This is a genomic window from Streptomyces coerulescens, assembly GCF_042657965.1.
Classification (GTDB): Bacteria; Actinomycetota; Actinomycetes; order Streptomycetales; family Streptomycetaceae; genus Streptomyces; species Streptomyces coerulescens.
This window is the reverse complement of the sequence record NZ_JBHSKM010000019.1, coordinates 723,352-736,156: the sequence shown is the minus strand read 5'-3', so window position 1 is coordinate 736,156 and position 12,805 is coordinate 723,352. Positions and strand designations below refer to the sequence as shown.

Sequence of the window (12,805 nt, the reverse complement as noted above, 5' to 3'; positions counted from 1 at the left end):
CGTTCCCAGGAGCAGCAGCATGCGCAGAAAGGCCAAGTTGTACGCAGCCGCACTCGGGCTCAGCACGGCCGGGGCCCTCGTGCTCTCCACCGGTGGCGCCAGCAGCCACGGCTACACCGACCTCCCCATCAGCCGGCAGAAGCTCTGTCAGAACGGCACCGTGACCAACTGCGGTTCCATCCAGTGGGAGCCGCAGAGCGTCGAGGGGCCCAAGGGCTTCCCGGGCTCCGGCCCGGCCGACGGATCGATCTGCAACGCAGGGCTGGGTCAGTTCTCCCAGCTCAGCGCACCCAGGACGCCGTCCGGCGGTGCGTGGCCCACCACCAAGGTGAACGGCGGTCAGAGCTACACCTTCCGCTGGCAGTTCACCGCGATGCACGCCACGACCGACTTCAAGTACTACGTCACCAAGCCGGGCTGGAACCAGAACCACAACCTGTCCCGCTCCGACCTCAACCTCACGCCGTTCTTCACGGTCCCGTACAACGGGCAGCGGCCGCCGTCCACGCTCTCCCACACCGGCACCCTGCCGTCCGGGCTGAGCGGCCACCACGTGATCCTCGCGGTGTGGACGATCGCCGACACGAGTAACGCGTTCTACGCCTGTTCGGACGTCACGTTCTGAGCATGATGTGAGCCATTCCGGCGTCCCCCACGGGTACGGTTCCCCTGCGCCGACATGACCATGACGGTGCGGGGGAGCGGTACTCGATCGCGGGCCTCATGGAAGAAGCGGTGTTCTTCATCACCGTCGCCCACTGGGGCTTCTCGGAAGGCTCCTGGGTCTCCACATCTGACGGTATGTCAACTAACGTGCGCGGCCATGGAGCCCAGGGCACGCACGGTCGCGGAACTCGTCTCGGCGGGCTGGGGTGACCACCGGCCGGGGCTGTGGTGCGAGGACGGGACGCTCACCCGGCACGAGGTGGCCGCCGGTGCCGCCGCCCGTGCGGCGCTGCTGGCCGACCTGCTGCCGCCCGGCGCCGAGCCGCACATCGGGGTGCTCCTCGACAACACCCCGGAGTACCCGATGTGGCTGGGCGCTGCGGCCCTCGCCTCTGCCGCCGTCGCCGGGATCAATCCCACCCGCCGGGGCCCCGAACTCGCCCGCGACATCCGGCACACCGAGTGCCGCGTCCTGATCACCGAGCGGGCCCATCTGCCGCTGCTGGAGGGCCTCGAACTGCCCGGCGTGCGCCCGCTGCTGACGGGGACACCGGAGTACGACGCCCTGCTCGCCCCGTACGCCGACGCCCGGCCCGACCCCTTCCGTGCCGCCCCGCACGACCGGCTCCTGCTGTACTTCACCTCCGGCTCGACCGGCGCCCCCAAGGCCGCGATCTGCACCCAGGGGCGGCTGGCCGCGGCGGGGTACTCCCTGGCGGACCAGTTCCGGGTGCGGCCGGACGACGTGCACTACGTCTGCATGCCGATGTTCCACGGCAACGCGGTCATCGCCGACTGGGCGCCCGCCCTCGCGGCCGGCGCGGGCGTGGCGCTGCGGCGCCGGTTCTCGGCGTCGAACTTCCTCGCGGACGTCCGGCGCTACGGGGCGACGTACTTCACGTATGTGGGCCGGGCGATCCAGTACGTCCTCGCCACCGAGCCGCGCCCCGACGACCGGGACAATCCGCTGCGGCTCGGCTTCGGCACGGAGGCGGGCGCCGTGGACGCCGCCGCCTTCGAGGCCCGGTTCGGGGTGCGGCTGGTGGAGGGGTACGGCTCCTCCGAGGGCGGGGCCGCCGTGCAGTGGTCGCCGGGGACGCCGCCGGGGGCCGTGGGGCGGGCGTCGCCCGGTCTTGTCGTACTCGATCCGCAGACCCGCGCGGAGTGTCCGCCGGCGGTCTTCGACGCGGGCGGGCGGCTGGTCAACGGGGACGCGGCCATCGGTGAGCTGGTCAACCGGGGGCCGAGCCCCTTCGAGGGGTACTGGCGCAATCCCGAGGCGGAGGCGGAGCGGCGGCGCGAGGGCTGGTACTGGACCGGGGACCTGTTCTGCCGGGACGCCGACGGCTATCTGTACTTCGCGGGGCGCGGTGACGACCGGCTGCGGGTCGACGGGGAGAACCTGTCCGCGGCGATGATCGAGAACATCCTCGCCCGGTACGAGGGGGCGGCCGCCGTCGCCGTGTACGCGGTGCCGGATCCGGTGACCGGGGACCAGGTCATGGCGACGATCGCCGGAGAGTTCGACCCGGTTGCCTTCGCCACGTTCCTGCTGGCCCAGCCGGATCTGGGGACGAAGATGGCGCCCCGGTTCGTGCGGGTGGTGGAGCGGATGCCGGTGACGGCCACGAACAAGATCCACCGCGCGGGGCTGAGGCGGGAGGGGCCCCGCTGCGCCGACCCGGTGTGGTGGCGCCCCCCGGGGGAGACGGCCTACCGGAGACTCACCGAGAGGGATGTCCTGACATACGTCGAAGGGCCCCTCGCTCCCACGAGAGGCCCTTCGTCTGTGCGCCGCCAGGGACTCGAACCCCGGACCCGCTGATGCTGCATCTCCCGGGGGATGACCCCCGGACCCCCAGCCGCTCCTGCTCGACCCGGTAATAGCGAAGGGCCCCTCGCTCCCACGAGAGGCCCTTCGTCTGTGCGCCGCCAGGGACTCGAACCCCGGACCCGCTGATTAAGAGTCAGCTGCTCTAACCAACTGAGCTAGCGGCGCATGACTCGTGCCGACCGCGATCGTGTGCCTTTCGCGGTGGCGACGAAGAAAATACTACCTGGTCCGAGAGGGTGCTTCGGACCACCGCGGAGCGGGCCCGTCAAGACTGGATCGCCAGCGACAGCAGTACCGGCGCCGCGCTGCGGTTCAGGGCGTCCGCCGCCTGGCGCAGCCGGTGCGCGTGCTCCACCGGGAGGGACAGGGCGAGACAGCCCACCGAGGAGTCGGCCGTGATCGGGACGGCCGCGCACACCGTGCCCACCGCGTACTCCTGGAGGTCGAGGTGGGGGACCGTCGGCGGCTGGGACTCCAGGCGGGAGAGCAGCACCTTGTCGTTGGTGATCGTGCGCGAGGTGAGGCGGGCCATCTTGTGCCGTGAGAGATGGTCGCGCCGGCCGTTGTGGTCGAGCTGGCCCAGCAGGCTCTTGCCGATCGCGGTGGCGTGGGCGGAGAAGCGGAAGTCGACCCACTCGTTGACCACCGGGGTGGCCGGACCGGCCGCGAACTGGTCGATCCTGACCTCGCCGTCGATGTACCGGCTGATGTAGACGGCGGCACCGACGGAGTCCCGCAGCCGGTCCAGGGTGTGCTGGAGCTTGTCCCGCAGGGCCTGCTCGCGGCCCTGGGCGGAACCGAGGCGGGCCAGGGCGTCGCCCGTGACGTACGCCCCGCCCGCCACCTGCTCGACATAGCCCTCGCGGCGCAGCATCCGCAGGAGGCCCGTCAGACGCTCCGGGTCGATGCCCGTGTGCCGGGCGAGCTCGGCGTCGGTGACTCCGGTGCCGTGCCGTGCCACGGTCTCCAGGACGCGCAGGGCGTCCTGGACCGAGTGGTACGGCGTCATCGACTCGTGCTGGAGCGCCACGGTTCCCCCTGCGGTCGCACGTCGCTTCTCGCGTTCTTGTTGGCTGGGCCGGGTTCGAGCGAGTCAGTCCCCTTCACGATAACGGGCAAGGGGCCCCGATCGAGCGGTTGTTGACGAGATTGCGACGCCCTCAACTGCGGCACCGGCACTCTGGCATATGCCGCAGTCAAGAGCCTCGCGAGGAGTCACAGCACAGCGCTGAGGAACTCCCGGGTGCGGTCGTTCTCGGGGTCGTTGAAGATCTTCTCCGGGGTGCCGGACTCGATGACCCGGCCGGAGTCGAACATCAGCACCTGGTCCGAGATGTCCCGGGCGAAATTCATCTCGTGGGTCACACAGAGCATGGTGATGTCGGTGCTGCGGGCGATGTCCCGCAGCACGTCCAGGACACCGGCGACCAGCTCCGGGTCCAGCGCCGAGGTCACCTCGTCGAGCAGCAGCACCTGGGGGCGCATGGCCAGCGCCCGTGCGATCGCCACCCGCTGCTGCTGGCCGCCGGACAGCTGGGTCGGGCGGGCGTCGCACTTGTCGGAGAGGCCCACCATCTCCAGCAGCTCACGGGCGCGCGCCTCCGCCTCGTCCTTGGACAGGCCGAGCACGGTGACCGGGGCCTCGGTGATGTTGCGCAGCACGGTCATGTTCGGGAACAGGTTGAACTGCTGGAACACCATCCCGATCTTCTTGCGGACCTCGCGGATCTGCTTCTCGGGAGCGGGGAACAGCTGCTGCCCGTCCACCGTGATCCGGCCCTCGTCGGGCTTGGTCAGCGTCATCAGCAGCCGCAGGATCGTCGTCTTGCCCGATCCGGACGGCCCGATCAGCGTGACGTGCTTGCCGGCCTGGACCGAGAAGTCGAGGTGGTCGAGGACGGTGTTGTCGCCGAACCGCTTGGTGACCTGCTCGAGACGGATCAGTTCGCCGTTGGAGCGGTTCTCGGCGGGGTTCTTCTCGGGGTTGTGCTGGATGTCAGTGGACAAGACGTCGCTCCAGGGCTCGCAGGAGGAGGGAGGCCAGGTAGGAGATGAGGATGAAGGCCACGCCGATCACGGTGAGGGGCTCGGTGAACTGGAAGTTCTGCTGGGAGAACAGCCGGGCCCGGCCGAGCATGTCGAGGACGGTGATCGCCATGAGCATCGGCGTGTCCTTGAGCATCGAGATCACGTAGTTGCCGAGTGCCGGCACGACGCGGCGGATCGCCTGCGGCAGGATCACCATCCGCCACGTCCTGACCATCGGCAGGTTCAGCGCCGTCGCGGCCTCCCACTGGCCGACGGGCACCGCCTCGATGCCGGCGCGGTAGACCTGCATCGTGTACGTCGAGTAGTGCAGGCCGATCGCGAAGACGCCGGTGGTCAGCGCCGAGAAGGTCAGACCCCACTCGGGCAGCACGTAGAACAGGAAGAACAGCTGCACCAGCAGGGGAGTGTTACGGATGAACTCGGTGACCACTCCCACCGGCCAGCGCACCCAGCGCGACGGCGTCCGCATCAGCAGCGCCCACACCAGGCCCAGGGCGAACGAGATCAGCGAGCCGAGGGCGAGTGCCTGGAGGGTGACCAGCAGACCGTCCCAGAAGTACGGCATGAAGTCGCCGACGGCGTTCCAGTCCCAGTTCACACCGCACCTCCGACGCCGGTGGTCTGCGCGCGCTTGAACTCATCGGCGGTCACACCGCGCGCCGGGGTCTTCCCGACCCCTGCCTTCAGCTTCTTCTCCAGCCCGCGCATCACACGGGTGAGCAGGAAGGCGATCACGAAGTAGATGAGCAGGATGTAGGTGTAGATCTCCGCGCTCTCCTGGAGCGCCAGGCGCACCAGGTTGCCGCTGAAGGCCAGGTCGCCCATGCCCATGATCGACACCAGGGCGGTGCCCTTGAGCAGCTCGACCAGCAGGTTGGAGAACGGCGGAATCATCTCCGGCACCGCCTGCGGCAGCAGGACCAGCCGCATCCGCTGCCAGGGCGTGAAGCTGAGCGCGATCCCGCCCTCCTTCTGCGCCGGGTCGACCGCGTTCAGCGCACCGCGCACGATCTCCGAGCCGTAGGCGCCGTACGTCAGGCCGAGGGCCAGCGTGCCCGCCCACAGGGGCACCAACTGCCAGCCGAAGGCCGGGGGCAGCACGAAGAAGACCCAGAAGATCATCACGAGTGCGGAGGTCCCGCGGAACACCTCGGTGTAGAAGCCCGCGAGGAAGCGCACGATCCACAGCCGATGGGTGCGCGCGACACCGACCACGAAGGACACCGCGGCGGCCAGCAGCGCGCTGAGGACGAGGAGCTGGACGGTGGTCCATATCCCCTTGAGTACGAGTTCCCAGAGTCCCGGAGTCATCCGCCGCACAGCTCCTTCGCGGTCAGATCCGTCATCTCGTTCTCCGTGAAGCCGAACGGCTTCAGGATGCGGAGCAGTTCGCCGCTCTTCTTGAGCTTGGCCAGCTCGACGTTGAAGGCGTCCCGGAGCTTCGTCTCTCCCGGGCGGAACGCGAACGCGCCGCCGTCGACGTGCGGTTTGCCCTCGACGAGCGGTGCGAAGGCCTTGGTGGACTCCGCCTTGGCCGACTTCTTGACGACCTCACGGGTGGTCAGCGCCGTACCGGCGAAGACGTCCACACGCCCCGCCTCGACGGCGTTCAGCCCCGCGACCTGGTCCTGCACGATGAGGATGTCGCTCTCCTTGTACCCCGCCTCGACGGCGTACTGGATCTCGGCGTAGCCGGTCCCGGTGGCGAACCTGGCCTTCTTCTCGACGACGTCCTTGTAGTCGTGCAGCCCCTTGGGGTTCCCCTTGCGCACGATGAAGGAGTCGAGCATCTGGTAGTCCGGATCGGCGAAGATGACCTGTTCACAGCGCTCGGGGTTGACGTACATCCCCGCGGCGACGACGTCGAACTGCTGGGATTTCAGACCCGGGATCAGCGACCCGAACTCGGTCGGCACGGGCTGCACCCTGTCGACGCCCAGCCGTTTGAAGATGACCTTGGCCAGTTCCGGCGCCTCGCCGGTCAGTTCTCCGTTCTTGTCGATGTAGCCGAAGGGGATCTCCCCCGCGATACCGAGGCGGACGACGCCCGCCGCCCTGAGGCGGTCGAGCAGGTCGCCGCCGTCCTCGGTCGATGCCGTGGCCACGCGCGAGCAGCCGGCGGCCCCCAGCGCACCGAGCGCCGCCACCCCCGCGAGCAGCGACCGGCGCGTGGGCCCAGGTGTGTCTCTGTCGTTCCCATTAGGTGGAGCCATGGCGGCGCGGCTACCCGGGACGATGCGATGTATGCACCCTGGAACGCATGACTGATCGGTTCATCGAGGTGTCACTGGTCAAGCGCGAAATCCACTGCACGGCCAAACTCCTGGACGACCGCGCCCCGCTCACCTGCGCGGCCGTCTGGGACGCCCTGCCCCTGACCGGCGACGTCTATCACGCCAAATACGCCCGCAACGAGATCTACGCCCTCTTCCCGCCCTTCGCGGAAACGGAGCCGCCGCTGGAAAATCCGACGGTCACCCCCATTCCGGGCGATCTGTGCTATTTCGCCTTCGCCGGTACGGAACTGGGCACCAAGTCCTACGGCTACGACCGTGAGGTCCGCCCCGGCACCACGGTGGTCGACCTGGCCCTGTTCTACGAGCGCAACAACCTGCTGCTGAACGGCGACGTGGGCTGGGTGCCCGGCATCGTCTGGGGCCAGGTCGTGGAGGGCCTCGAAGAGATGGCCCGGGGCTGCAACGACCTGTGGCGGTCGGGGGCGCTGGGCGAGTCGCTCAGCTTCCGGAGGGTGTGAGCCGGGCCACGCCGGCCTCGTAGAGCGTGTGGGCCGCCCGCAGGACGAGTTCGTCGCGATGGCGGGCGGCCACGATCTGCAGGCCGATCGGCAGACCGTCCCCGTCCGTGCCGACGGGGACGGTGGCCGCCGGCTGCTGGGTCAGGTTGAAGGGGTAGGTGAACGGCGTCCAGCCGGTCCACCGGCGATGCCCCGAGCCCTTCGGGACCTCGGCGCCCGCCTCGAACGCCGTGATCGGCAGGGTCGGGGTGAGCAGGAGGTCGTAGGAGTCGTGGAAGCGGCCCATCCGGCGGCCCAGCTCCATACGGACGTCCACCGCGGCCAGATAGTCCAGCGCCGACATCCGGGCGCCCGCGCCGCAGATCTCCCGCAACCCCGGGTCGAGCAACTCCCGCTGGTGCGGGCCCAGATGCTGGGTCACCCTTGCCGCCCCGGTGAACCACAGGGTGTGGAAGGCGTCCACCGGGTCCGTGAAGTCGGGGTCGGTCTCCTCGACGTACGCTCCCAGCCCGGCAAGACGCTCCACCGCCCGCCGGACCGCGGCCGCGACCGCCGGGCGCACCGCCACCTGGCCGCCCAGGGACGGCGAGTAGGCGACGCGCAGCCCGCGCACCCCGCCGGACAGGGCCGCGGCGAAGGGGCCGGGCGCCGGCGGGAGCGCCGACCAGTCGCGGGAGTCGGGCGCGCCGATGACGTCCAGGAGCAGGGCCGCGTCGGCCGCGTCACGGGTCATCGGACCGACGTGCGCCAGCGTGCCGAAGGCGCTCGCGGGGTACAGCGGGACCCGGCCGTACGTCGGTTTCAGGGCGAAGATGCCACAGAACGCGGCCGGGATACGGACGCTGCCGCCGCCGTCCGTGCCCAGCGCCAGCGGCCCCGCGCCGAGCGCCACGGCCGCCGCCGCACCACCGCTGGAGCCGCCCGCGGTGCGGGTGGGGTCGACGGGGTTGCGGGTGACACCGGACAGGGGGGAGTCGGTGACACCCTTCCAGCCGAACTCGGGCGTGGTCGTCTTGCCGAGGAAGACGGCGCCGTGCGCGCGCAGCCGGGCCACCGAGGGGGCGTCCTCCTGCCAGTGGCCCTTCTCGGCGATGGTCTTCGAGCCCCGCAGGGTCGGCGCCCCCCGCATGAGCAGGATGTCCTTCACAGTGACCGGGACGCCGTCCAGCAGCCCGGCCGGCTCGCCACGCCGCCAGCGCTCGGCCGACTCGCCGGCCCGCGCGAGCGCCTCGTCCGCAGTGAGCCGTACGAAGGCGTTGACCTCCGGCTGGATCCGCTCGGCCCGCTCCAGGGCCGCGCGGGTGGCGTCGAGGGGGCTGAAGTCTCCCTTGCGGTAGCCGTCGAGGAGTTGTACGGCGGTCAGTGCGGTGAGATCCGTCATGGGGCGCCCTCCAACCGTTGACGTCAGCGTCCGGGTACATACCCGCGCTGTTTGTCGACCACGTTCAGCAGTGGTCTGCCCGCCTCCCACCGCTCGTACAACTCCACGAACTGACGCCCGAGTTCATCGCGCCAGCCGATGGTGTCCCCGCTCATGTGCGGGGAGACGATCAGGCCCGGCAGCTCCCACAACGGGCTGTCCGGGGTGAGCGGTTCATGCTCGAACACATCGAGCGCGGCCCCCGCGATCCAACGCTTGGTCAGGGCCTCGGCCAGCGCCTCCTCCACCACCAGCTGCCCGCGCCCGATGTTGATGAACCGGGCCGAGGGCTGCATCACGCCGAACCGGCGCAGGTCGAACATGCCGTGCGTCTGCTCGGTGAGCGGCGCGGCCGAGATCACCCAGTCGGCGCGGGACATCAGCCGGTCGAGATCGTCGGGGCCATGGATCCCGGTGCGCGGCACCCGGCCGACCAGCGCGGTGGTGATGTCGAGTGCCTTGAGCGTGCGGGCGATCGTCCGCCCGATGGGCCCGGACCCGACGACGCACGCGCGCGTACCGGCCACCCGCATGCTCTCCCGGTGCCGCCACTCCCGGGCGCCCTGAAACTTCAGGGTCCGCGGGAGGTCCTTCGCCATCGCCAGCACCAGCGCGGCGACGTACTCGGCGATCGGCTGGTCGAAGATCCCGCGCGCGTTGGTGACCACGGTGTCGGACTCGGTCAGCTCCGGGCACATCAGATGGTCCACGCCCGCGCTCGCCGTGTGCACCCAGCGCGGCCGCGGGCCCTCGCCGGGCCAGGCGTGGCGCACGGCGTGCGAGGTGAAGTCCCAGACCAGCAGGACGTCGGCGTGCGGCAGCCGCCGCGCGAGCGTCGACTCGTCCGCGTGCTCGACCCGGGCGCGACCGGTCAGGCTGCCGAGGCGCGGCAGGGGCTCGGCGTCGAGGACCAGGAGCGTGGGCGGCGGGCCGGAGGCGGGGGAGGGACCGGGGGCGGGGGAGGTCATTCGGGGTCGCTTCTCCAGGGGGTGCGAGGACTGTGCCCCGGGGGTGTGCGAGGGCTGTGCCCGGGGGTGTGCGGGGGCCGATTCTCGGAGTTTTACTGGAAGGGATGGCCGTCTGACATGCGAGGTTTGACCACGCTCGCACCCGAACCTACCTTCGTCAACACGGGCGTTGTGTACGGTCCGTTCCCCACCTGTTTCTCGTAGTGAGGACGGTGCCTGCCATGGAAGCCATGGACATCTCCTTCCTCGGCGGCCCACGCCCGCAGCGCGGAGTCGGAGTCGTCGCCCCATTCGACTTCGCGCTGGACCGGGAGTTGTGGCGCTGGGTCCCGGACGAGGTCTCGCTGCACCTGACCCGGACGCCCTTCGTCCCGGTCGAGGTCAGCCTGGACCTGGCCCGACTGGTCAGTGAGCACGAGACGCTGAGCGAGGGCGTGCGCACCCTGACCGCGATCTCGCCCGAGGTCGTCGCCTACGCCTGCACCTCCGGCAGTTTCGTCGGCGGCATCGCCGGTGAGCGGGCGATGTGCGAGGCGATGACCCGGGCCGGCGCGGTGCCGTCGGTCACCACGTCCGGGGCGCTGCTGGAGGCGCTGACCGAGCTGGAGGTGCGGCGGGTGGCGCTGGTGACGCCGTACACCGTCTCGGTGACCCGTGCGCTGGAGCAGTACGTCGCCGAGGCGGGCGTCTCGGTCACCGGCTGCGCGTTCATGGGACTGACCCGGCACATCTGGAAGGTGCCCTACCGCGATGTGGCCGACATGGCACGCAGGGCCGTGGGCCGCCGCCGGGTCGACGCGCTGTTCATCAGCTGCACCAACCTGCCGACCTACGACGTGATCCCCCAACTGGAGGCGGAGCTGCGCATCCCGGTTCTCTCCGCCAACCAGGTGACGATGTGGGCTGCGCTGCGCAGGCTGGGTACTCGCGCCGTGGGGCTCTATCAGGCGCTGATCGACCCGACGGCGCGGGTCGATCCGGCGACACCGAGCGGGCCCGTGCTCCCGGACGTGCCGGATGTTCCCGAGCAGGAACAGCAGTAGAAAGGCTGACATGACCGCACTCGGATTTCTCTACCCGGGCCACTCCGCCGAGGACGACTATCCGCGCATCGAACAGCTGCTCGCCAGCGACATCCGGATCGACCTGGTGCACACCGACATCGGCGAGGACGCGCACCGGGTGGACGCCCTGCTGCGGATGGGCTCCGCCGAGCGGCTCGCGGCGGGCGTCGAGGCGCTGCGGCTGACGGGTGCCGAGGCGGTGGTGTGGGCGTGCACGAGCGGCAGCTTCGTCTACGGCTGGAAGGGCGCCCACGAACAGGTGCGCAGCCTCGCCGTCACGGCGGGCATGCCGGCGTCGTCGACGTCCTTCGCGTTCGCGCACGCGGTGCAGGAGCTCGGTGTGCGTCGACTCGCGATCGGGGCGACGTACCCGGACGACGTGGCCGAGCTGTTCGCCCGCTTCCTGACCGACGCGGGCGCGGAGGTCGCGGCGGTGCGCGGCTCCGGGATCATCACGGCGGCGGAGGTCGGCACCTGGGGGGAGGCCGAGGTGTTCGCCCTGGCCAAGGAGGCGGACACGGCCGACGCCGAGGCGGTCCTGCTCCCGGACACCGCCCTGCACACGGCCGCCCACATCCCCGCCCTGGAGGCCGAACTCGGCAAGCCGGTCCTCACCGCCAACCAGGTCACGGTCTGGGAGGCCCTACGCCTGACGGCCCGCCGAGTGAACGCGCCGGCCCTGGGCGCACTGTTCACCAGGGAACCGATCGTCCAGGTGTAGCGGGGGCGCCTTTCAGCCCGCCCGCAGCCCTCTCAGCCGGTCCGCAGTCTTTTCAGCCCGTCCGGCGTTTGAGGACGAGGCCGTTCAGGCCGATGCGGGGGTCCGGGGGCGGCAGCCCCCGGGGGACGGGACGGGTAGGGGCGGCGGGGGCGAGGGAATAAACCGGAGACGGCCTCCTGTTACACGCTGACGCACACCGCACAGCGAATCGGCAGGAGGCACCGGTGACGGCAGACGAGATCCGAGGCGAGGTACAGGGCACCGCCCCCGTCCCCCTCTCCGTGCTGGACCTGGTCACGGTCAGCGCCGGCCACACCGCCACGGACGCCCTGCGCACCAGCGTCGACCTGGCCCGCCTCGCAGAGTCCCGCGGCTTCCACCGCTTCTGGGTCGCCGAACACCACTCCATGCCCGGCGTCGCCTCCTCCTCACCCGCGGTCATCCTCGCCCACCTCGCCGCCCACACGCACCGCATCCGCCTCGGCTCCGGCGGCGTCATGCTCCCGAACCACGCCCCCCTGGTCATCGCGGAGCAGTTCGGCACCCTGGAGGCCATGGCCCCCGGCCGTATCGACCTGGGCCTGGGCCGAGCCCCCGGCACGGACGGCGCCACCGCAGCCGCCCTGCGCCGCACCGACCACCTCAACGAAGGCGCCGACGACTTCCCCGAGCAGCTCGCCGAGCTCACCCGCTTCCTCGACGACGACTTCCCCGACGGCCACCCCTACCGCCGTATCCACGCCGTCCCCGGCCCGGTCCAGGCGACCTCCCCCGGCGGCGTCCAGGCACCCCACCGCCCGCCCATCTGGCTCCTGGGCTCCTCCGGCTTCAGCGCCCGTCTGGCCGCCGTCCTCGGCCTGCCGTTCGCCTTCGCGCACCACTTCTCGGCCCGCAACACCGTCCCGGCCCTGGAGCTGTACCGGGAGTCCTTCCAGCCCTCCGCGGTCCTCGACCGGCCCTACGCCCTCATCGGCGTCTCCGCCCTCGCCACCGACGAGGAGAAGGAGGCCCGCCGCCAGGTACGGGCCGCCGCCCTCGGCATGGTCCGCCTGCGCACCGGACGCCCCGGCCTCATCCCCAGCCCCGAGGAGGCCGAGGCATACGACTTCAGCCCGATGGAGCGCGAGTTCGTCGACTCCTGGAACGCCAACGTCGTCCACGGCACCCCCGACGAGGTCCGCTCCGGCCTCGACGACCTCCAGAAGCGCACCGGCGCCGACGAGTTGATGATCACGAGCAACGCACCCGGCATGGACGCACGCCTGCGCTCGTACGAACTCATCGCGGACGCCTACGGGCTGCCGACCGCCTGACGGGGCGGGCGCACG

At 70.7% G+C, this 12,805-nt stretch carries 13 protein-coding genes and 1 tRNA gene; 6 read left to right on the top strand and 8 right to left on the bottom strand.

What is annotated here, in order from left to right:
• Positions 1 to 19: 19 nt before the first annotated feature.
• Complete coding sequence (locus tag ACFPQ9_RS26460) at positions 20 to 625, top strand: lytic polysaccharide monooxygenase auxiliary activity family 9 protein (RefSeq protein WP_380858107.1); 606 nt, start codon at positions 20 to 22, stop codon at positions 623 to 625.
• A gap of 198 nt (positions 626 to 823) precedes the next feature.
• On the top strand, positions 824 to 2,491 hold the full coding sequence (locus ACFPQ9_RS26455; protein WP_380858104.1) for an AMP-binding protein: 1,668 nt from the start codon (positions 824 to 826) through the stop codon (positions 2,489 to 2,491).
• A gap of 100 nt (positions 2,492 to 2,591) precedes the next feature.
• Here ACFPQ9_RS26455 and ACFPQ9_RS26450 read toward each other — a convergent pair.
• The 6 genes from ACFPQ9_RS26450 to ehuB all read right to left on the bottom strand — a co-directional run bounded on the left by ACFPQ9_RS26450 (position 2,592) and on the right by ehuB (position 6,762).
• Positions 2,592 to 2,665 (bottom strand) — tRNA-Lys (locus ACFPQ9_RS26450).
• Positions 2,666 to 2,765: 100 nt separating this feature from the next.
• Positions 2,766 to 3,530, bottom strand: a complete 765-nt coding sequence (locus ACFPQ9_RS26445) for an IclR family transcriptional regulator (RefSeq protein WP_380858101.1) — start codon at positions 3,528 to 3,530, stop codon at positions 2,766 to 2,768.
• Positions 3,531 to 3,715: 185 nt separating this feature from the next.
• Complete coding sequence (gene ehuA, locus ACFPQ9_RS26440) at positions 3,716 to 4,507, bottom strand: ectoine/hydroxyectoine ABC transporter ATP-binding protein EhuA (RefSeq protein ID WP_380858098.1); 792 nt, start codon at positions 4,505 to 4,507, stop codon at positions 3,716 to 3,718.
• The gene (gene ehuD, locus ACFPQ9_RS26435; protein ID WP_380858095.1) at positions 4,497 to 5,147 is read right to left on the bottom strand and encodes an ectoine/hydroxyectoine ABC transporter permease subunit EhuD; all 651 of its coding nucleotides are present in this window, start codon (positions 5,145 to 5,147) and stop codon (positions 4,497 to 4,499) included. The genes ehuA and ehuD overlap by 11 nt, the downstream gene beginning before the upstream one ends.
• Positions 5,144 to 5,860, bottom strand: coding sequence for an ectoine/hydroxyectoine ABC transporter permease subunit EhuC (gene ehuC / locus ACFPQ9_RS26430; protein ID WP_380858092.1), 717 nt, complete (start codon positions 5,858 to 5,860; stop codon positions 5,144 to 5,146). Before ehuC ends, ehuD begins: the two co-directional genes overlap by 4 nt.
• Positions 5,857 to 6,762, bottom strand: coding sequence for an ectoine/hydroxyectoine ABC transporter substrate-binding protein EhuB (gene ehuB, locus ACFPQ9_RS26425; RefSeq protein ID WP_380858089.1), 906 nt, complete (start codon positions 6,760 to 6,762; stop codon positions 5,857 to 5,859). Before ehuB ends, ehuC begins: the two co-directional genes overlap by 4 nt.
• 47 nt (positions 6,763 to 6,809) lie before the next feature.
• Here ehuB and ACFPQ9_RS26420 point away from each other — a divergent pair, with 47 nt between their 5' ends.
• A complete protein-coding gene (locus tag ACFPQ9_RS26420) occupies positions 6,810 to 7,304 on the top strand; it encodes a DUF3830 family protein (protein ID WP_380858086.1) in 495 nt (164 codons plus the stop codon).
• Here the strand turns inward: ACFPQ9_RS26420 and ACFPQ9_RS26415 are convergent.
• Together ACFPQ9_RS26415 and ACFPQ9_RS26410 are read right to left on the bottom strand one after the other, a co-directional pair.
• Positions 7,285 to 8,685 (bottom strand): amidase, encoded by a 1,401-nt coding sequence (locus ACFPQ9_RS26415; protein WP_380858083.1) that lies wholly within the window; start codon positions 8,683 to 8,685, stop codon positions 7,285 to 7,287. The genes ACFPQ9_RS26420 and ACFPQ9_RS26415 overlap by 20 nt on opposite strands.
• Positions 8,686 to 8,708: 23 nt before the next feature.
• Complete coding sequence (locus ACFPQ9_RS26410; protein WP_380858080.1) at positions 8,709 to 9,692, bottom strand: D-2-hydroxyacid dehydrogenase; 984 nt, start codon at positions 9,690 to 9,692, stop codon at positions 8,709 to 8,711.
• Between the two features lie 230 nt (positions 9,693 to 9,922).
• Between ACFPQ9_RS26410 and ACFPQ9_RS26405 the strand changes: the two genes are divergently transcribed.
• From ACFPQ9_RS26405 to ACFPQ9_RS26395, 3 genes are all read left to right on the top strand, one after another.
• Positions 9,923 to 10,735, top strand: coding sequence for a maleate cis-trans isomerase family protein (locus ACFPQ9_RS26405; RefSeq protein ID WP_380858686.1), 813 nt, complete (start codon positions 9,923 to 9,925; stop codon positions 10,733 to 10,735).
• 10 nt (positions 10,736 to 10,745) lie between these two features.
• Positions 10,746 to 11,477: a maleate cis-trans isomerase family protein gene (locus ACFPQ9_RS26400; RefSeq protein ID WP_380858077.1), complete on the top strand. Its 732-nt coding sequence runs from the start codon at positions 10,746 to 10,748 to the stop codon at positions 11,475 to 11,477.
• A gap of 224 nt (positions 11,478 to 11,701) precedes the next feature.
• Positions 11,702 to 12,790, top strand: coding sequence for an LLM class flavin-dependent oxidoreductase (locus ACFPQ9_RS26395; RefSeq protein WP_380858074.1), 1,089 nt, complete (start codon positions 11,702 to 11,704; stop codon positions 12,788 to 12,790).
• The last annotated feature ends 15 nt before the right edge of the window (positions 12,791 to 12,805 follow it).

Bases quoted from the DNA above. Each gene is read 5' to 3' on its own strand.
- ACFPQ9_RS26455 (WP_380858104.1), top strand. From the start codon at position 824: ATGGAGCCCAGGGCACGCACGGTCGCGGAACTCGTCTCGGCGGGCTGG.
- ehuB (WP_380858089.1), bottom strand. From the start codon at position 6,762: ATGGCTCCACCTAATGGGAACGACAGAGACACACCTGGGCCCACGCGC.
- ACFPQ9_RS26400 (WP_380858077.1), top strand. From the start codon at position 10,746: ATGACCGCACTCGGATTTCTCTACCCGGGCCACTCCGCCGAGGACGAC.
- ACFPQ9_RS26420 (WP_380858086.1), top strand. From the start codon at position 6,810: ATGACTGATCGGTTCATCGAGGTGTCACTGGTCAAGCGCGAAATCCAC.
- ACFPQ9_RS26410 (WP_380858080.1), bottom strand. From the start codon at position 9,692: ATGACCTCCCCCGCCCCCGGTCCCTCCCCCGCCTCCGGCCCGCCGCCC.
- ACFPQ9_RS26405 (WP_380858686.1), top strand. From the start codon at position 9,923: ATGGACATCTCCTTCCTCGGCGGCCCACGCCCGCAGCGCGGAGTCGGA.
- ACFPQ9_RS26415 (WP_380858083.1), bottom strand. From the start codon at position 8,685: ATGACGGATCTCACCGCACTGACCGCCGTACAACTCCTCGACGGCTAC.
- ACFPQ9_RS26460 (WP_380858107.1), top strand. From the start codon at position 20: ATGCGCAGAAAGGCCAAGTTGTACGCAGCCGCACTCGGGCTCAGCACG.
- ehuC (WP_380858092.1), bottom strand. From the start codon at position 5,860: ATGACTCCGGGACTCTGGGAACTCGTACTCAAGGGGATATGGACCACC.